This is a genomic window from [Clostridium] innocuum (assembly GCA_012317185.1).
In the GTDB taxonomy this organism is placed as follows: Bacteria; Bacillota_I; Bacilli_A; order Erysipelotrichales; family Erysipelotrichaceae; genus Clostridium_AQ; species Clostridium_AQ innocuum.
This window is the reverse complement of sequence record CP048838.1, coordinates 3,722,941-3,741,697: the sequence shown is the minus strand read 5'-3', so window position 1 is coordinate 3,741,697 and position 18,757 is coordinate 3,722,941. Positions and strand designations below refer to the sequence as shown.

At 50.5% G+C, this 18,757-nt stretch carries 12 protein-coding genes and 7 pseudogenes; 15 read left to right on the top strand and 4 right to left on the bottom strand.

The genetic code is table 11. From position 1 onward, the window contains the following. The first annotated feature begins 51 nt into the window (after nucleotides 1-51). The 9 genes and pseudogenes from G4D54_18295 to G4D54_18255 all read left to right on the top strand — a co-directional run bounded on the left by G4D54_18295 (nucleotide 52) and on the right by G4D54_18255 (nucleotide 10,533). Nucleotides 52-2,068 (top strand): annotated as a pseudogene (locus G4D54_18295) (CHAP domain-containing protein). A 38-nt stretch (nucleotides 2,069-2,106) separates the two neighbouring features. Next, a pseudogene (locus tag G4D54_18290) lies at nucleotides 2,107-2,386 on the top strand (DUF4315 family protein). After that, nucleotides 2,379-3,097, top strand: a pseudogene (locus G4D54_18285) (DUF4366 domain-containing protein). The pseudogenes G4D54_18290 and G4D54_18285 overlap by 8 nt, the downstream one beginning before the upstream one ends. Continuing rightward, the gene (locus G4D54_18280; GenBank protein QJA04238.1) at nucleotides 3,094-3,282 is read left to right on the top strand and encodes a hypothetical protein; all 189 of its coding nucleotides are present in this window, start codon (nucleotides 3,094-3,096) and stop codon (nucleotides 3,280-3,282) included. Before G4D54_18285 ends, G4D54_18280 begins: the two are co-directional and overlap by 4 nt. Before the next feature lie 15 nt (nucleotides 3,283-3,297). Beyond that, nucleotides 3,298-5,389 (top strand): annotated as a pseudogene (gene topB, locus G4D54_18275) (DNA topoisomerase III). 239 nt (nucleotides 5,390-5,628) lie between these two features. Beyond that, a pseudogene (locus tag G4D54_18270) lies at nucleotides 5,629-9,005 on the top strand (DUF4316 domain-containing protein). Between the two features lie 3 nt (nucleotides 9,006-9,008). Next, entirely contained in the window at nucleotides 9,009-9,962 is a 954-nt protein-coding gene (locus G4D54_18265) for a hypothetical protein (protein ID QJA04237.1), read from the top strand. 2 nt (nucleotides 9,963-9,964) lie between these two features. Then, nucleotides 9,965-10,171, top strand: coding sequence for a conjugal transfer protein (locus G4D54_18260; protein ID QJA04236.1), 207 nt, complete (start codon nucleotides 9,965-9,967; stop codon nucleotides 10,169-10,171). Further along, nucleotides 10,168-10,533 carry a conjugal transfer protein gene (locus G4D54_18255; protein ID QJA04235.1) on the top strand — a complete coding sequence of 122 codons (366 nt, stop codon included), beginning with the start codon at nucleotides 10,168-10,170 and terminating at the stop codon, nucleotides 10,531-10,533. Before G4D54_18260 ends, G4D54_18255 begins: the two co-directional genes overlap by 4 nt. 172 nt (nucleotides 10,534-10,705) lie before the next feature. Here G4D54_18255 and G4D54_18250 read toward each other — a convergent pair whose 3' ends face one another. From G4D54_18250 to G4D54_18235, 4 genes are all read right to left on the bottom strand, one after another. Beyond that, nucleotides 10,706-11,152, bottom strand: coding sequence for a HEAT repeat domain-containing protein (locus G4D54_18250; GenBank protein ID QJA04234.1), 447 nt, complete (start codon nucleotides 11,150-11,152; stop codon nucleotides 10,706-10,708). 89 nt (nucleotides 11,153-11,241) lie between these two features. After that, complete coding sequence (locus G4D54_18245) at nucleotides 11,242-12,585, bottom strand: relaxase/mobilization nuclease domain-containing protein (protein QJA04233.1); 1,344 nt, start codon at nucleotides 12,583-12,585, stop codon at nucleotides 11,242-11,244. Next, nucleotides 12,546-12,875: a MobC family plasmid mobilization relaxosome protein gene (locus G4D54_18240; protein QJA04232.1), complete on the bottom strand. Its 330-nt coding sequence runs from the start codon at nucleotides 12,873-12,875 to the stop codon at nucleotides 12,546-12,548. Before G4D54_18240 ends, G4D54_18245 begins: the two co-directional genes overlap by 40 nt. Nucleotides 12,876-13,143: 268 nt before the next feature. Next, nucleotides 13,144-13,509: a helix-turn-helix transcriptional regulator gene (locus G4D54_18235; GenBank protein ID QJA04231.1), complete on the bottom strand. Its 366-nt coding sequence runs from the start codon at nucleotides 13,507-13,509 to the stop codon at nucleotides 13,144-13,146. Between the two features lie 377 nt (nucleotides 13,510-13,886). Here G4D54_18235 and G4D54_18230 point away from each other — a divergent pair, with 377 nt between their 5' ends. From G4D54_18230 to G4D54_18205, 6 genes and pseudogenes are all read left to right on the top strand, one after another. Then, nucleotides 13,887-14,066 (top strand): conjugal transfer protein, encoded by a 180-nt coding sequence (locus G4D54_18230; protein ID QJA04230.1) that lies wholly within the window; start codon nucleotides 13,887-13,889, stop codon nucleotides 14,064-14,066. Between the two features lie 23 nt (nucleotides 14,067-14,089). Continuing rightward, a pseudogene (locus tag G4D54_18225) lies at nucleotides 14,090-15,089 on the top strand (23S rRNA (adenine(2503)-C(2))-methyltransferase RlmN). A gap of 535 nt (nucleotides 15,090-15,624) precedes the next feature. Then, a pseudogene (locus G4D54_18220) lies at nucleotides 15,625-16,066 on the top strand (RNA polymerase sigma factor). Next, nucleotides 16,047-16,307: a helix-turn-helix domain-containing protein gene (locus G4D54_18215; GenBank protein QJA04229.1), complete on the top strand. Its 261-nt coding sequence runs from the start codon at nucleotides 16,047-16,049 to the stop codon at nucleotides 16,305-16,307. Before G4D54_18220 ends, G4D54_18215 begins: the two are co-directional and overlap by 20 nt. Before the next feature lie 418 nt (nucleotides 16,308-16,725). Next, complete coding sequence (locus G4D54_18210) at nucleotides 16,726-16,947, top strand: transposase (protein ID QJA04228.1); 222 nt, start codon at nucleotides 16,726-16,728, stop codon at nucleotides 16,945-16,947. A 106-nt stretch (nucleotides 16,948-17,053) separates the two neighbouring features. Continuing rightward, nucleotides 17,054-18,730 (top strand): DUF4368 domain-containing protein, encoded by a 1,677-nt coding sequence (locus G4D54_18205; protein ID QJA04227.1) that lies wholly within the window; start codon nucleotides 17,054-17,056, stop codon nucleotides 18,728-18,730. Nucleotides 18,731-18,757: the final 27 nt, after the last annotated feature.

The following is an 18,757-nucleotide window of genomic DNA, read 5'->3' as shown; positions in this document are numbered from 1 at the left end:
CCGCGAGGGGGGCTGTCGAGGTAAACGCCGCCACCGGGAAAAAAGAAACGTATCAGCAAGCGGATAAGGGACGCGGACTTTGCAAAGACCGAAGCACCGCAGCCGCCGGAACAGGCAGCGCAGACCATACCGGGCGGCGCAGCTCCCGCGCCCACAGCCGCCGCGCCGCCGCTTCCCCATGCGCCGGGGGCAGAACGGGAACAGGACACCGCCGCAGCCGAGCGCGTCTTGGAGCGTATCGACGGGGCGCGTACCAGAAAGGCGAGTAAAAAAGCGGCGAGGAAAGCACAGGCAGAAGCCACAGCAAAAGAAAAATCTTCCCGCTTGCAGTTTACCGACGAGGAACGGGCAACGCCGGAGCTTGAAAGGTATATCCGAAAATCGGACAAAGCAGCCGACCGTCTGGACGCGGCAAAGGCGGCTATCCCCAAAGAAAAGAAACTTGTACGGGAGCGCACCTTTGATGAAGCCACCGGGAAAGGCAAGACCCGCCTACATTTTGAGGAACAGGAAAAGCCCATAGGAAAGAATAAGCCCCACAATAACCCGCTATCCCGCCCCGCACAGGAAGCGGGTATTTTCGTCCACAACAAGATACATTCCGTTGAAAAGGACAATTCCGGCGTTGAGGGGGCGCACAAATCCGAAGAACTGGCAGAGCGCGGCGCAAAGTACGGGGCGCGGAAAGTCAAGGAGGGCTACCACAGCCACAAGCTCAAACCCTACCGGACGGCGGCAAAGGCAGAGAAAGCGGCGTTCAAGGCGAATGTGGATTTCCAGTACCATAAAGCCCTGCATGACAATCCGCAGATTGCGGGCAATCCCCTTTCCCGCTTCATGCAGAAGCAGCAAATCAAGCGGCAGTATGCAAAGTCGGCAAGGAAAGGCGGCGCAAAAACGGCGCAGAAAGCCGCAGAGAACACCCGCAAGGCGGCAAAAAAGACCGCCGAGGAAACAAAAAAGGCAATCGCTTTTGTAGGGCGGCACCCGGCGGGCGTATGTATCGCCATTGCCGCGCTGCTCTTATTCATCATGGTATCGGCGGGGCTTTCCTCTTGCGGCTCCATGTTCTCCGGCTTGATGAACGGCATACTTGGGACTTCCTACACGTCGGAGGACAGCGACCTTGTGGCGACGGAAAATAATTATGCCGCAAAGGAAAACGAGCTTCAGCAGCAGATTGACAATATCGAAAGCACCCACCCCGGCTATGACGAATACCGCTATGACCTTGACAGTATCGGGCATAACCCCCCATGAGTTAGCGTCCTACCTCACCGCACTTTTACAGACCTATACCCCGCAGAGCGCACAGGCAGAATTAAACCGCGTCTTTGCCATGCAGTACACCTTGACGCTGACGGAAGAAACGGAAATCCGCTACCGCACAGAAACAAGCACAGACCCGGAAACCGGGGAAACGACCACCGAGGAAGTACCCTACGAGTACCATATCCTCAACGTGAAGCTGACGAACAAGCCCATTTCCGAGATTGCGGAGGAACTTCTAACGCCACAGCAGCTTGAAATGTACCGCGTCTATCTGGAAACAAGCGGCAACAAACCGCTGATTTTCGGCGGCGGCTCCCCCGATATGGGCGCGTCCGAGGATTTAAGCGGCGTACAGCTTGTAAACGGCACACGCCCCGGCAACACTGCCGTTGTAGACCTTGCGAAGCGGCAAGTCGGCAACGTGGGCGGGCGACCCTTTTGGAGCTGGTACGGATTTAACAGCCGCGTGGAATGGTGCGCCTGTTTTGTTTCATGGTGCTACAATCAAGCCGGGAAAAGCGAGCCGCGCTTTGCCGGGTGCCAGTCACAGGGCGTACCCTGGTTCCAGTCACGCGGGCAATGGGGCGCGAGGGGCTATGAGAATATCGCCCCCGGCGACGCTATCTTTTTCGACTGGGACGGGGACGGGAGCGCAGACCATGTAGGGCTTGTTATCGGGACGGACGGGGAGCGCGTCTATACCGTCGAGGGCAATTCCGGCGACGCCTGCAAGATAAAGAGCTACCCCGTCAATTATGGCTGTATCAAGGGCTACGGCTTAATGAATTGGAACTGACAACAAAAAAATGAAAATCTGAAAGGAGAAATTTATTGATGGCTATGAACAAAATTGAACGTATCGACAAGGAGATTGCAAAGACCCGCGAGAAAATCACCGAGTACCAGAATAAATTAAGGGGGGCTTGAAGCGCAGAAAACCGAAGCGGAAAACCTGCAAATCGTACAGCTTGTGCGCTCCATGCGCCTTTCCCCGCATGAGCTTTCCGCTATGCTTTCCGGGGGCGGTATTCCGGGCATGGAAGCCGCGCCGGGCTACCCCGCAGAACCCGCAGACCATGACAACGAAGAAATGGAGGACACCGAGAATGAATAAGAAAATCCTTAGAACACTGACCGCACTTTGCGCCGCCCTTGTACTTATGGGCGGCTTTTCCGTCACCGCTTTTGCACAGACCCCGGAGGGAGAGGACGACACCGACGACAGCGGCGTTGTCTACGAGGAACCCCAAAAGGAAGAACCCCTTACCCCGGACGGGAACGCGACCCTTGTAGACGATTTCGGCGGCAACAAGCAGCTTATCACCGTAACGACCAAAAACGGCAATTACTTTTATATCCTCATTGACCGGGACGACGAGGGCGAGAATACTGTACATTTCCTTAATCAAGTAGACGAAGCCGACCTCTTAGCACTTATGGAGGACGGAAGCACCGAAGCAGCCCCCGCCCACCGTTTGCAGTTGTACCGATAAATGCAAAGCCGGGAAAGTAAATGTGAGCTGCCCCGTCTGCAAGGACAACATGACCGCTTGCAGCGGCAAGGAAGCGGAGCCGGAAACCGAAGAACCGCCGGAGCAGCCCAAAGAAAAAAGGCAATGCGGGCGGGCTTGTGCTTTTCCTTGTCGTGGCACTTCTTGGCGGCGGGGGCGCGTTCTATTATTTTAAGTTTATGAAGCCGAAGCAGAGCGTCAAGGGCGACACCGACCTTGAAGATTTCGATTTTGACGACTACGACGAGGACGAGCCGGAGCCGGACGAGGGGGACGGGCTTTCTGATGAAGAACAGGAGGACGAGGAAGCATGACCCTGTTTACCGACAATCCCTTTGAAAAGATGATGATACAAAGACCGGGCGGGCGGCGTGACAATGCGCCGCCCGTTCCCCATTCCCCGGCTTGCGCTTCCTGCCCGTACAAAGGGCAGCTCCCTTGTGTGGGCTACTGTCTGAAACAGGTACAGGAGAAAAAGGCAAGTGAGCTGGAATGCTGAAAGGAGGATTTTTTCATGGCACTTAGACTTGTAATTGCAGAAAAACCGAGCGTGGCGCAGACTATCGCCGCCGCGCTTGGCGTTAAAGAAAAGAAAGACGGATTTATCGAGGGCGGCGGCTACCTCATTTCATGGTGCGTCGGGCATTTGGTACAGCTTGCGGAAGCTGCCGCCTACGGGGAGCAATATAAAAAAATGGAGTTTTGAGAGCTTACCCATTCTGCCGGAGGAATGGCAGTACACCGTTGACCCGGACAAGGGGAAGCAATTCAAAACCCTAAAAGAGCTTATGCACCGCGCCGACGTTTCCGAAGTGGTAAATGCGTGTGACGCGGGGCGCGAGGGAGAATTGATTTTCCGCTTTGTCTACGAAGCGGCGGGCTGCAAGAAGCCCATGCGCCGCTTGTGGATTTCCTCAATGGAGGACGGGGCGATTAAGGCGGGCTTTGCTTCCCTCAAAGACGGGCGGGAATATGACGCGCTCTTTGCGTCTGCCCTCTGCCGCGCAAAGGCTGACTGGCTTATCGGCATTAACGCCACCCGGCTTTTCTCCTGCCTGTATGGAAAGACTTTGAACGTGGGGCGCGTCCAGACCCCGACCTTAAAAATGCTTACCGACCGGAACGCGGCTATCTCCCATTTCCAGAAAGAAAAATATTATCATGTTCGCCTTGATTTATCCGGCGCGGAAGCGGCAAGTGAAAGGATTTCAGACAAGGCAGAAGCCGCCGCGCTGAAAGGGGCTTGCGAAACACAAACGGCGGTATGCGTTTCCCTCACCAGAGAGAAGAAAACCGCAGCCCCGCCGAAGCTCTTTGACCTTACCTCTTTGCAGCGGGAAGCGAACCGCATTTTCGGCTACACCGCGAAGCAGACCCTTGACCTTGCACAATCCCTTTATGAAAAGCGGCTGTTGACTTATCCGAGGACGGACAGCAGCTTTCTTACTGACGACATGGGCGGCACCGCAGCGGGCATTATCAAGCTGCTTTGTGAGAAATTTTCCTTTATGGAGGGCTTGGGCTTCACGCCGGAGGTTGCAAAGGTAACAGACAGTAAAAAAGTATCAGACCACCACGCAATCATTCCCACTATGGAGCTTGCAAAGGCTGACCCGGACGCGCTGCCGGAAAGCGAGAAAAATATCCTTACCCTTGCGGGGGCGCGTCTGCTTTTTGCCACCGCCGAGCCGCATATTTATGAAGCGGTTACGGCGGTTTTCTCATGCGCTGATACGGAGTTTACGGCGCGGGGAAAGACGGTGCTTTCTGACGGGTGGAAAGAGATTGAACACAGATACCGGGCGACGCTGAAAGATAAACCCGACCCAGAGGACGGGGAAAATGAGGGCGTGACGCTGCCGGAGCTTTCCGAGGGACAGGGCTTTCCTAACCCCGCCGCAAAGGTAACGGAGCATACCACAACGCCGCCGAAGCCCCACAGCGAAGCGTCGCTTCTCTCTGCTATGGAGCGAGCCGGGAACGGGGACACCGACCCGGACGCGGAACGCCGGGGGCTTGGCACTCCCGCCACCCGCGCCGCCGTCATTGAAAAACTGGTAAAGGGCGGCTTTGCAGAGCGCAAGGGGAAGCAGCTTATCCCCACGCAGAACGGAGCCGCCCTTATATCAGTGCTGCCGGATATGCTGACTTCCCCGCAGCTTACCGCAGAATGGGAAAACAATCTGACGCAGATAGCAAAGGGAGCCGCAGACCCCGGCGAATTTCTGTCCGGCATTGAAGCTATGACGCGGGAGCTTGTGCAGACACACGCCGCAGCACTGGACGGGAAAAAGGATTTGTTCCGGGAGGAAAAGCCCTCTGTCGGCAAATGCCCCCGTTGCGGTTCCCCCGTCCATGAGGGGAAGAAAAACTATTATTGCAGCAACAAAGAATGTGCCTTTGTCATGTGGAAGAACGACCGCTTTTTCGAGGAACGCAAGACCGCTTTTTCCGCGAAGATTGCCGCCGCGCTCCTTAAATCCGGCAAGGCGAATGTGAAAAAGCTCTATTCCCCGAAAACAGGCAAGACCTACGACGGAACTATCGTTTTAGCCGATACTGGCGGGAAATACGTCAACTACCGTATCGAAGTGCAGAAGAACTAAAAACTTGAATAGCAAGCATAGGAAGCGGGTACCCACTTCCGTAAATCCCCGTTACGACGCTGACGCGCCGGACGGGGATTTTGCTTGTTGGGAAGTTTCCCAAACCCTCTTTTGCGGAGGGCTTCACCCTCTGAAAATCTTCAAAAAACTTTGGCAGAAATGCGGGTGTGCCGTAGTAGGCTATGCAGCCAAAAAATGCAGCTTATGACGCTGCCCCAGAGAAAGGAGGTTTTTCAACTATGGCAAGTTTACGGGACACCGTAAAGGACTATCAGGACGAGCTTAGGGACGGTATCGCATGGGTGGCGTTCTGGAAACAGGGGCGTTCATGGAACGCGGAATATTTTCATCTTGATATGGACGATACGCTCTACCCGGAGGACAGGAGCCGGTTAGAGGAAATCAAAAGCACCGACCCCGCCGCCGTTATCCTTAACGGCTACTATTGCGGGCATTTAGGCGAGGATATGAGCCTTGACGAGCTGACCGCCGGAGTGCGCTACCACTACGAAAACAGCATGAACGATATTGACGGTTTTATCGGGGCGCATGACGACAGGCTTCCCCCGGAGGTTATCGAGGAAGCGAGGGCAGCCGCCCATGAAGCGGGGCTTCCCTTTTCCGAAAACCCCTACCGGGACGGGGAGGATTTTAACCCCTATGTATTTGACGGGAGCATGAGCATTGAGGATTTTGAGCTTATGCACCGCATGATTGAAAAAGAAAGGAGCGAACAAATGGCAGAACCGATTTTAAGCGGCTATCTTTCCAATCTTGGGAAGTACACCGAGGGCAGACCCGCGGGCGAATGGGTGACATTCCCCACGACTGCCGAACATCTGAAAGAAGTCTTTGACCGTATCGGGATTGACTTCAAGCACTATGAGGAATGGCATTTCACAGAATTTCAATCCACTATCCCCGGCTTGACGGAGCATTTAAGCGAGTATTCCCACCCCGACGAGCTGAACTATTTAGGGAAGCTCTTGGAAATGCAGTTTGACGACGACCGGGAGAAATTCATTGCAGCCATTGAATACGGCGACCATGCCGACAGCTTACAGGACATTATCAACCTTGCACAGAACCTTGACTGCTACTGGATTTATCCGTCCGTCCACAATGAAGAAGAATACGGGCGTTATCTGGTTGATGAACTGGAAGAACCGGAACTTCCCGAAGAAGCGAAAAAGTATTTCATGTATGAGGAATATGGGCGCGACGCTTCCATTAACGACGACGGTATGTTTACCGAAAAGGGCTATATCTACAACAACCGCAACACCTTTACAGAATGGTACGACGGGCGCGACGTGCCGGAGGAATACCGGGTAACGCCGCAGCCCCCGCAGCGGTCAATCCCCGACCCGGAAAAGGTAGAAATGGACGCAGCCGCGCCGGGGCAGAGAACCGCGCAGACCGCAGAGCAGCCACAGGAGCCGCGCCCGGTTATCCCTATCGTGCTGACGAGCGAGAAGCCCGCCGAGAAATTAAAAGAGATTACCGACCGTCTGGAACAGGGCATTGCGGAACTCTTTGACAGCGAGCGTTACAAGGAATATCTGAAAGTCATGTCAAAATTCCATAATTACAGCTTCCGAAACACCGTCCTTATCGCCATGCAGAAGCCGGACGCTTCCCTTGTGGCGGGCTTTTCCGCTTGGAAGAACAACTTTGAGCGAAACGTGATGAAAGGGCAAAAGGGAATTAAAATCATTGCCCCGTCGCCCTATAAAATCAAACAGGAAATGCAGAAAATCGACCCGCACACGCAGAAGCCCATAATCGGCAAGGACGGAAAGCCCGTCACCGAGGAAAAGGAAATCACCATACCCGCCTACAAGGTGGTATCCGTCTTTGACGTTTCCCAGACCGAGGGAAAGGAGCTGCCGGACATTGCGGTTGACGAGCTGACAGGCGACGTTGACCGCTACAAGGATTTTTTCGCAGCCCTTGAAAAGACTTCCCCCCGTTCCTATCGCTTTTGAGAATATCGAGGGCGGCTCTCATGGCTACTACCACTTGGAGGACAAGCGCATTGCTATCAACGAGGGCATGAGCGAATTACAGACCTTAAAGACCGCTATTCACGAAATCGCCCATGCGAAGCTGCACGACATTGACCTCAACGCGCCAAAGGACGAGCAGCAGCCCCACATTGACCGCCGCACCCGCGAAGTCGAAGCGGAAAGCGTCGCCTATACCGTCTGCCAACATTACGGGCTTGACACGTCGGACTACTCTTTCGGCTACGTCGCCGGGTGGAGCAGCGGGCGGGAGCTGTCCGAACTGAAAAGCTCCCTTGAAACGATACGCAGCGCAGCCGCCGAGATTATCAATTCCATAGACGAAAATCTTGCGGAACTGCAAAAGGCACAGGACAAGGAGCAAACCGCCGGACAGGAGCAGCCCACCAGAGAGGAACAGGCAGCCGCGCCGGAGCAGCCGCAGCCGGAAGCCCCGGAAAAGGCAGATACAGCCGGGAAAGAGAAGCCGGAGCCGGAAGCAGACGCACCGGGGAAATCCGGCGCACAGGAAAAAGCGGACGCAGCCCCGAAAGAAGCCTTTACCCCGGAAACGATTTACAGAGTGCGCCGGAACCCTTACGGCGACAGCCGGGAAAACAGCTACCTCTTGCAAGCCTATGTGACACAGGAGAACGGGCGGGCGAAAATGGGCGACGTTCTTTTCACCGGAACGCCGGAGAAATGCCGCGAGCTTATGGGGCAGCTCAAAAGCGGGGAGCTGACCGAGGGCGACGTAAAGCAGCTCTACGCAAAGGCACAGGAAACGGCAAAGACCGCCGAGCCGGACAAGGACACCTTTTCCATTTACCAGATAAAAGGCGGGGACGAAACAAGGGACTTGCGCTTTGAGCCTTACGACCGCCTGCAGGCGGCGGGGAATGTGGTTGACAGGGCGAACTATGAGCTTGTCTATTCCGCGCCCCTTGCGCCGGGGACTTCCCTTGAAGATATTTATACCCGTTTCAATATCGACCACCCCAAAGACTTTAAGGGACACAGCCTTTCCGTTTCCGACGTGGTAGTGCTTCATCAGGACGGACAGGACGCGGCGCACTATGTTGACAGCGCGGGCTTCCGGCAAGTGCCGGAGTTTTTACAGGAGCAGAAACAGCTTACCCCGGACGACTTGGAAACGGGCGAAACTGTCAAAACACCGAGAGGGACTTTCCATGTAACCGCCATGAGCCGGGAGCAGATAGAAGCCGCCGGATATGGCTTTCATCATCAATCCGACGACGGAAAGTATCTGATTATGGGGAACGGGACGCGGGCGTTTGCCGTTGCCGCAGAGCAGCCGGAAAAGGCAAACCCTTTGAAGCACGTCGAGGACACCGTAGAGCAGAACGACAACAACTTTGACGGTATCATCAACAACACCCCTACCGTTGACGAACTGGAAGCAAAGGTCAAGGCGGGAGAAACGATTTCCCTTGTTGACCTGGCTAATGCGGTCAAAGCCGACAAGGAGCGCGTCAAGGGAGCGAAGCCGGAAAAGAAGCCCTCTATCCGGGCGCAGCTTAGAGCCGACAAGGAAAAGGCGCAGAAGAAAAAACGCAAAGCAGAAGTCACAGGACTTGGAAAGGAGCTGACCCATGCCGGAACAGAGCAGATTTGAAAACGTGGATTTGTTCGCTTCCCTTGAAGCGATTATGAAGCAGAATACAGGCTTTTACCAGAGCGACTTGGAGATTGACAAGGAGATTATCGCAAAGGCGGCGGCAAGCCCCCACAGGGAGGACAAGACCCTTTTGTGGTTCTGCCGCCCGTCCGGGACGCATTGCTTTAGGGAGCGCGACGTTTTCCTAAAGGACACCGCGCCCCACAATACATGGCGTTTCTACATGGAGCAGACAAGCGACCGCGTACTTGCCTATGCAATCGAGCTGACGGGAAAGGAGCGCGGGAAAATCAAGGGCAATCTGTATGAGCTTGACTATTCCCGCCATTATGAGCGCGTCAAGGAAAAGGAGCTGCCCGCCGATACGGTGAAGCTGTTTTATGAGCGTGGGGAAAGGGTACAGAAAGCCGGGAGATATTTTGACGGAACCCCAGACCCGCAGCTTGGGAAGTTTGAACGCTTTGAAGCCGTACCCAACGACCCGGACGCGCTGCAATCGCTCTTACAGGAAGAACGGCGCAGCCGGGAGCAGCTTCCACCGGGAGATTTCAAGGCGCATATCGCCGCATTGCGGGACGGGCTGATTGAAACGGAAGCGCGGCGCATTGTGTGGGAAATGAAGCGGCACGACACGCCGAACAGCCCAAACAAGACCCATTTCATGGTAGAGCTTTCCCCGGCGTTCATGCAGCTTGCGGCTACAAAGGACACTGACCGTCTTTTCTCCATGCTGCCCTACAAGACCCTTTCCTTTTCCAAAATCGAGGGCAGACATGGGACGTATGCGCTGATTGACAAGAGGGAGAACCGGGACAGGGAGATACGGAAGCCCCGCCCCTCTATCCGGGCGCAGCTTAAAACAGACAAGGCAAAGACCGCCCCGAAAAAGGCGGCGGCAAAGAATAAAAATCACGATTTGGAGGTGTGAACATGACAAAACTGACTGTAGAAGAAACAAACCTTTTGAGCATTTACAAGACCGGAAGCCGACAGGGGCTTATCGTCGCCATGAACGCCGCGCTGCCCTTTATGGACGGGGAAATGCGGGGCTTTGCTGCCCGTACCCTCTCCAAAGTGGAAGCCATGACCGAAGCGGAGTTTGCGGGGCTTCCCATTTACGCCGCTGATGAAGTATGAGCGAGGTCAAGCGGCTGACGCCGCCCCAGAGCCGGAAAGTCAACGCCCTTGTGCGCCGGACGTGCTGCAACTGCGATAATGGAAACTGTATCTTACTGGACGACGGGGACGAGTGCGTATGTCCGCAGCTCATTTCCTATTCGCTTCTCTGCAAGTGGTTTAAGGTTGCGGTGCTTCCCGCTGATAAGCTGCTCTATGCGGAGCTTTACCAAACCGGGGACAGGAAGAAATGTACCGAGTGCGGCACGTCCTTTGCGTCAAGCTCTAACAGCGTCAAATACTGCCCCGACTGCCGGAAGCGTATCACCCGCAGACAGGCCGCCGAGCGCATGAGGAAAAGACGCGCCCCTGTTACGCAGTAGGCGCGGAAAATCCCTTGATTTGCAAGGCTTTCCGGGCGGGAAAATCGGATAGGCGATACTTTATACCTTTTCCCCCGAAAATGGCGTTCTATTGCGTAACATTTACCACAACAGCACCCACAAAAAGACAGGGCGCGGAAGTCATATACTGACTTTCCGCGCCCTGTTCTTTTTATTTCTTTGGCAAACATTTGTATGTATTTGTAATCCAATCATCAAATTTTTGACCCTTTTCAAATTCCATTACATCATACATTTCTGCCGCGATTGTTTTGAACGCTTCCTTGAATAATTGTAAATCTAATTCTTCCATTGATTTTTCACGTTTGATACGTAGAAAAACTTTAGTAAAGTCTTTTGTCTTAAAACCAATATCTTTACGTCCTAAGCGAATAGGATTTCCGCGGTAAGTAATCCCCATAGCTTGTGCTGCTCTAAATGCTTCCTCTTTAACTTTATAAACTTTGTCATGGAGAGCAAGACGAGTAATAACATCTCTTGATTGTTGACAATCATATTGTTTTAGTTCATTCAACGCAGCAAGCCTAATTTTCCATGATGATTTATTGTTTGCGTCTTTGACAAGCTGACTAATATTAGCTGGTGTTCCTTTTGTCATGTACTATCAAATCCTTTCAAAAGTTGTAGATAATTTTATTATACCACATACCGCTTTCTGTTTCTATACGAAAATCATTTTTTGCTTAATCAGTGTTCCATTCCCTTTTCCCGTTCCGGCTGTCTGTCTGCCTGTAAAATGTTGTCAATGTTCTGCTTGATAATGTCATATTCCCGGACTTTCTTTTTCAGCTTCCCATAGTCGGCGTAAAGGGCTTCTTTCTGCGCTTGAAGGGCTTCATACTCCGATTGCAGCGCGGCGAGGTTCGGGAGCTTTGCAATGCCCGTTGCTTTCAATGACCTTGCAGCGGCTTCATGTAAGATAATCGCCTGTTCCTGTCCGGCGCGGTATTTCTCCCTGTTCCTTGCCTTGCGGTATGCGTCATAGACGGGCTTTGTCTTTTGGTAGGTGGAAACATTCTTGATAAGCACCGCCATGTCCGCAAGCCGCTTTTCGGCGTTCTTCAATGCGTCTGCCGCCTGTCCGCTTTCCGCTGCCATTTCCTCAATCCGGCTAACTAAATCCGCGTACTGTTCAATCTTGTTTTCGGTGAGAAAGTTCATAGTCTTTGCCGCCTGTTTCAGATTGTGGATTTTCGCCCACTGTTCATAGCCCCGGCTCTGCGCCGCCTTGATACTGTTCTCAATGTCGATAAGCAGCGATACGCCGCGCTGCTCTCTGGGAGCTTTCGCCGCCTTTGTCCGTCTGCCCGCTATCCGTTCCCTTATGGCTTCCTCTGTATAATCTGCGCCGAGGGTTTTTAGGCGGGTGAAGCGTTCCTGTCCGGGGGCGCGGCATGATACATATTTCCCCGGCTTTATCTCATAGCCCGCCGCCTGTAACCGCGTTAGCAATTCCTCAAAACTGGAAACTTGGGGGATAAGTGCGTCAACGGCGGTTTTCAGCTTGCCTTTCCAACTTGTACCCGTCTTTTCTGCCTGGTACTCCGCATAGCTCTTTCCCTTGCTGCCCTTGCCGGGGACGACGACGGACAAGCCATTTTCCCGGCACAGCTTGTCGCTCATGTTCCGTATGCCGTAATAGCTCCTTTTGTTGGAATTGTATTTGTGGTGGTCTACGAAGTTTACGGCGCAGAAAATGATATGATTGTGGATATGCCCCTTGTCAATATGCGTCGTGAGTACATACTCATGCTGCCCCTTTGTTACCGCGTCGGCAAGCTGCTTTCCGATTTCATGGGCTTTCTGATAATCTACTTCCCCCAGCTCAAAGGATTGTATCAGATGAAAGGCTAAATTGTTCCCCTTTTGGAGTGCTTGGGACAAGGTATATTCAAACTCAATATCTGCCGTTTCATAGGAGCAGCCAAAAGAGGACACAAGCATTTTCCCGTCCGTCTTGTCCGGGTTTTCGATATAGTCAAGGGCTTTGCTTAGAGTGCTTTTAATAGGCTTAATCTTTGTAACCGCCATATCTCTGCAAGCACCCCCTTTATTTCCTCTATGTCCTCTTGGTATGCGTTCCCCGTCGCGTTTACGCGGCGTGCTATCTGGTTGACGTTGACACCGATTTTCTGTATCTCTGCTGTCATTGCCTTTATATCGGCGTGGTCTATCTGAATGATATACCCGTCAATGGCAATCTTCCGCAGATACGCCGCCATGTTCCGGGTGGGTACGAGCTTCATTTTTTCCAGTATTAAATCCCGTTCCGCTTCCGTCACTCTGAATTTGATTTGCACCGTCCTTTTCCGTCCGTCCATGTGTTCACTCCTTTCCTTTCCGTTCCGAGGGTTTGGGACACTTCCCAACAAGCCATTTTCAACCGACGCGCCGCAGCGCGGGAGGGCGAAAATACGGAAGTGGGTACCCGCTTCCTATGCTTGCTACGAATGTTTTTATCCTTTAGGCTCTTATCCCTTACTACGGAGAAAAAGCGATTTTGCCAAACTTCCGCAAAAGAAAAACGCTGCAATCTCAAAAAAGATTACAACGCTCTCTAAATCCTGTTCAGTTTTAAGCCGGACATTCCTATTCGCCCTCTTTTTCGACTTCGGAAATCTCTTTTGCCGTTGCGGTCACAATCCGTATGCCTGTATCGCTCATACCGTCAAGGAGCGCGTCAAGCTGCCGCCGCTTTGTGTCCTTTGCAGCGGGCGTGTCTAACAGGAATTGGTCTACGGATATATGGTAACGCTGTATCAGCTCAAAGAATATCTGTAAACTTGGGTGCTGCCCCTTGTTCTCAATGTTCGCAAGGTAGCGCGGCGAGATAAACATTTCGTCGCCTACTTTCTTGCGGCTTTCCTTGCGTCCTTCACGCGCTGCCTTTATCGCTGCCCCAAAAGCCTTGAAGTCGTATTTTTGGTACTGGTCTTTTTTGCCATAGTTATTCACCCTCTTACATTTTACTGTTCCCCTTTCTTCTTGGATATGTCTACATAGTTCTATCAGTTAGCCAAAATAATTCATATATATATATGTTGACAACAAGCTGCTTTTGTATATAATATTATATAAAAGGGGGGGGGGAATGTTTATGTTACATAGCATGCGTATTCGATAAGCATTGAAATCAAAAAAGATTTTTCCCATTTTCAATATGGGCTTTTTTGTCATGCTTATTTTGCGTATGCTATACAACAAAACTAACGACGTATAGACATAGTATAAAAACTATGCCTTAATTTTGTTGTAGTATTATATGTATAAATGCAGGTCAATGCTCATGTTGAGAATTGACCTGCATTTTTTTGCGCAAAAGGAGAAATATTATGCTTGAAAAATATTGGATAAAATGTCCAATTTGTAACGGAAAGACGAGGGTTCAAGTATTTTATAATACGGTATTAAGAAATTTTCCTCTTTTCTGCCCTAAATGTAAATTAACGCATATCGTTGATGTTGAAAAACTAGAAATCATAATCAAAAACTCTGAAAAACAAACTTTTTAATTTTGAAAAGGAAGGATATTTAAATGAAACACTTACCTAAAAGTACACCTACGGAAATATTGAATGACCCATACGGATTTACTTACAAAGAAATGTCGGAAGTAATTGGAGAGGATAAAGCAAGAGCCTTATATACGGAATTGTATAAACAGCCATTTCACAAAGAAAATCTATCAATATCAACAAAAAAAGTCTATAAAAGTAGCGATACTGAAAAGTATGTTTATGAATTGAAAGATAACAGGTATATTGAAACGGTTTTTATTAAACGGCGAGATGGTGGGACTGTTTGCGTAAGTACGCAAGTTGGTTGTTCTGTTGGCTGTATTTTTTGTGAGTCCGGACGCAATGGTTTTGTTCGTAATCTAACACCGTCTGAAATTGTGCAGCAGGTTGTATTGATACGTCAAAAAGTAAATCGTATCGTTTTTATGGGAATGGGAGAACCTTTATTCAATTACGACAACTTGATTGCAGCAATCCATATTCTTCGAGATAGAAATGGACTTAACTTTCCAACCGACGGCATTACCGTATCAACAGTTGGTCCAGTTAATCAATTAAAAAAATTGCGCGAAGAACATCTAAAAATTCAGTTGACAATATCTTTACATGCAGCAACACAGGCTGCGAGAAACTGTATCATTCCTCATATGCACATGTACGCTATTGAAGATGTTGTTAAAGCAAGCATTGTCCTATTCTCAAAGGCATAATCGAAAAGTGGTATTTGCGTATTTGCTTTTACCAGGTATAAATGACCGTTCCTCAGATATAAGGCAACTTGCAAAATGGTTTAAGGGCAAAAAATGTTATGATTAACGTGCTGCAATACAACCCGACGAGTAATTCAAAAAATTAGAGCACCACAAAAACAAAGAAATGGTTGCGTTCAAACATCAATTAGAGCAAACAGGACTTGAAGTTACCATGAGAGTTTCTCATGGTAGAGAGATTAAAGCAGCTTGTGGACAGTTAGCTAATACATATAATAAAGCCAAAAAAACAACAGAAATAATTTAATTAAAAGAGCCAGACGCACAGACGCAGAGCCGATAATATGCAGTTTGAAATACTGCTGTTATCGGCTCTTTTTTGATTTTAATTTGTGCCCCTAATAACCATATTGGAGCAAAATCAGAACTGTTGCTTGTCGTTCTTTGATTTCCGCAGCAGCTTTGAAAAATCAAAGCCGCCGTTTCTTTTTATCTTCTAATGAAATGACGCGGTATCACTGTTAAAAGCGGCGGCTAAAGGAGGTAGCCGCCATGAAGCACATACCCTATCGACAAAATCCGACGGTCATTGACATATCAAAAAAAAGCCCGACCACCGCCGGGAACCTCTCTACCCTTGACTATGAACTGTCTAATCATCTAAATACTGCTTACAATACCTATACGCCTGTCCGGGCTTTTCGGACAGGCGTATTTTGCTGCTCAAAAAATTTTTTTGAAAAAAATTTCAAAAAATCTTCGGCGTTTTTCAAAAACGCCGTATTGCCCCGCGAAAAGGGGGGAAGCACCACCAACTTTCCAACGAGAAAGGAGGTGAGAATGTGGAACCTAATAGCAGGGAGTTTTACAAACAATGTGCTTTTCAGAAGTTTTGTAATACGGTGCTGCACAATGAAGCGTGTGACGCTCACAGGGGAGCTGCACAGGCATAAGGCAAGGGAAGTCACCTTTTCCGATTTGCCCTTAGACGAAGCGCGGCAGCTTCATACCTTTGATGAATATTTCAAACGGGAAACCGCCGAAACCGTCTTTGAGAAAGCCGGGAAGAAAATCACGCCGAAGCTGCTTCTTGAAGCAATCCGTACTTTGCCGGAAGAAAAGCGCAAAGCCGTACTCCTGTACTATTTCGAGGGAATGAACGACACCGAGATTGCGAAGTTGTTCAATACATCGAGAAGCACGATACAGTACAGGCGGACAAGCTCTTTTGAGAAATTAAGAAAATATCTGGAGGAAAATGCTGATGAATGGGACGAATGGTAACGAACCCGGCTACCCGGAAAATGCCCTTGTTCCCTATCCTGTCATTGTGGCAGCGACAAAGGGCGACCCGGACGCCATGAAGATTGTCTTGCAGCATTTTAGCGGCTACATAGCCCGCCTCTCCATGCGGAAGCTGTACGACGAGCGCGGGAACGTCTATTTCGGCGTAGACCACGACATTCGGGAACGGCTGCAAGCAAAACTGATGATGGCTGTCCTCACCTTTAGGACAGAGGAATAACCGCAACGGCGGCGGGACGCTTTCTCTCACCCCCTTTTCCGTTCCGCTGTTGACGCGGGTAGCACAGCCATTTTGAACCTTGAAAAAGAAAGCGGCGCAAGATAACGGCGGCGCAGCATAGGGCAAATCGGATACGTTCCTTTTGCGTCGAGCCATACGGCGGGTGCGCCATGACGCTATCCGGGCGAGGTTATCACCGCCCGGACAGCCGAGCGACCAACACCGCGCCGGAAAGCAAGTGTAGCGGTTTGCGGGCAACGACACGCAGAATATACAATGATACTTCCTTACAGCCACAGTCCGAGCGTTAAGAGCGTCGCAGGCAATGGGTAGGGCTGCATGAGAACCATGCCGGGGGTGAAATTCCCATGAGGTTATGCTAATAACCGTCCGATTAAAGCCTTTGTTTTATTGAATAGTGGACTTGCTGCTATTCATAGACTGTATTATATGTTTGCGAAAGAAAGGGGGATTTTCTTTGACGCAAAACCAAACGCCCGTTACCACAACGGAGCATAAAATCGGAAAAGTTACTTACCTTGTATGTTCGTCTGCAAGTGAACGCGCAACGGACACACTGGATAAAAAGATAAAAAAGCTCATTCGCAAAGACATGGAGCTGAACCCCGTAAACGCCTGAAAATAGGGCGTTTCTTCACATTTTATACATGACACAGGCAGCGGTATGTGGTATAATATAGACAGTACAAATACCATGCTTGTCTGTCGTCGGAAAGGAGGACAAAATGTTACAGACAGACAAGATTACCGCTTTATATTGCAGATTGAGCCAGGAAGATATGCAGGCCGGGGAAAGCGAGAGCATACAGAACCAAAAGCTGATTTTACAAAAGTACGCTGACGAACACCACTTTTTCAATACGCGCTTTTTTGTAGACGACGGATTTTCCGGCGTGAGTTTCGAGCGTGAGGGGCTTCAAGCCATGCTGCATGAGGTTGAAGCCGGGAACGTGGCGACCGTCATAACAAAAGACCTTTCCCGTCTGGGACGCAATTATCTGAAAACCGGCGAACTGATAGAGATTGTTTTCCCCGAATATGAAGTGCGCTACATTGCCATTAACGACGGTGTAGACACAGCGAGGGAAGATAACGAGTTTACCCCTCTGCGGAACTGGTTCAACGAGTTTTACGCCCGCGACACCTCAAAGAAAATCCGGGCTGTTAAACAGGCAAAGGCACAGAAAGGCGAGCGTGTCAACGGCGAAGTGCCGTATGGTTACATAGCCGACCCAAACGACCGCAATCATCTATTGCCCGACCCGGAAACGGCGCACATTGTAAAACAGATTTTCGCTATGTATGTGCGCGGCGACCGTATCTGCGAAATCCAGAACTGGCTACGGGAACATGAGGTACTTACTGTTTCAGAACTGCGCTACCGTCGTTCCGGCAGTTGCCGCCACCCGCGCCCGCACCCGACCTGTATTTATAACTGGCCGGATAAGACACTGTATGATATTCTTGGACGCAAAGAATATTTGGGGCATACCATTACGGGCAAGAGCTATAAGGTATCTTACAAATCGAAAAAGACGAAAAAGAACCCGGAGGAAAAGCAATACTTTTTCCCCAACACGCACGAACCTTTGATTGACGAAGAAACCTTTGACCTTGCACAGAAACGGATTGCTACCAAACACCGCCCTACAAAGGTTGATGAAATTGACATTTTTTCGGGACTTCTCTTTTGTGGAGATTGCGGCTATAAAATGTATCTGCAACAGGGAGCCGGGACACTGGAACGCAAACACGCCTACACTTGCGGAAAGTACCGAAACAGGATAAGGACTGGCGAGCTTTGCACTACCCATTATATCCGAAAGAGCGTCCTTAAAGAACTTGTCCTTGCTGATTTACAGAGGGTGCTGTCCTATGTGAAAGAGCATGAACAGGAGTTTATCGAAACCGCCAACGAGTGCAGCGCAAAGGCAGTACAAAAGACGCTGACACAGCAGCGGAAAGAGCTTGACAAGGCGCAGAGCCGCATTAGCGAGCTGAACATCTTATTCCGCAAGCTCTACGAGGACAACGCTTTAGGGAAACTTTCTGATGAACAGTTTGCTTTTCTGACTTCCGGCTATGATGAAGAAAAAAAGACGCTGACCCGGAGGATTGCGGAGCTGTCACAGGAAATCGACAACGCCACCGAGCGCAGCGCGGACGTGAAAAGGTTTGTCGCACTGGTACGCAGATACACCGCCATTACCGAACTGACCTACGAAAACGTCCATGAATTTATTGACCGTATTCTTATTCACGAACTGGATAAGGAAACGAACACCCGCAAAATCGAAATCTTTTATAGCTTTGTCGGCAGAGTTGATACGGGCGACAAGCCTACCGAAAGTATCTCCTATTTCAGACAGATAGGAGCCGACGTAAAGAGTTATGCTATCTAACATACATCAAAAAGAGGTAAGATAACG

Coding starts and splice junctions, on each gene's coding strand:
- G4D54_18280 (QJA04238.1), top strand. CDS start 3,094: ATGACCCTGTTTACCGACAATCCCTTTGAAAAGATGATGATACAAAGA.
- G4D54_18265 (QJA04237.1), top strand. CDS start 9,009: ATGCCGGAACAGAGCAGATTTGAAAACGTGGATTTGTTCGCTTCCCTT.
- G4D54_18260 (QJA04236.1), top strand. CDS start 9,965: ATGACAAAACTGACTGTAGAAGAAACAAACCTTTTGAGCATTTACAAG.
- G4D54_18255 (QJA04235.1), top strand. CDS start 10,168: ATGAGCGAGGTCAAGCGGCTGACGCCGCCCCAGAGCCGGAAAGTCAAC.
- G4D54_18250 (QJA04234.1), bottom strand. CDS start 11,152: ATGACAAAAGGAACACCAGCTAATATTAGTCAGCTTGTCAAAGACGCA.
- G4D54_18245 (QJA04233.1), bottom strand. CDS start 12,585: ATGGCGGTTACAAAGATTAAGCCTATTAAAAGCACTCTAAGCAAAGCC.
- G4D54_18240 (QJA04232.1), bottom strand. CDS start 12,875: ATGGACGGACGGAAAAGGACGGTGCAAATCAAATTCAGAGTGACGGAA.
- G4D54_18230 (QJA04230.1), top strand. CDS start 13,887: ATGCTTGAAAAATATTGGATAAAATGTCCAATTTGTAACGGAAAGACG.
- G4D54_18215 (QJA04229.1), top strand. CDS start 16,047: ATGAATGGGACGAATGGTAACGAACCCGGCTACCCGGAAAATGCCCTT.
- G4D54_18205 (QJA04227.1), top strand. CDS start 17,054: ATGTTACAGACAGACAAGATTACCGCTTTATATTGCAGATTGAGCCAG.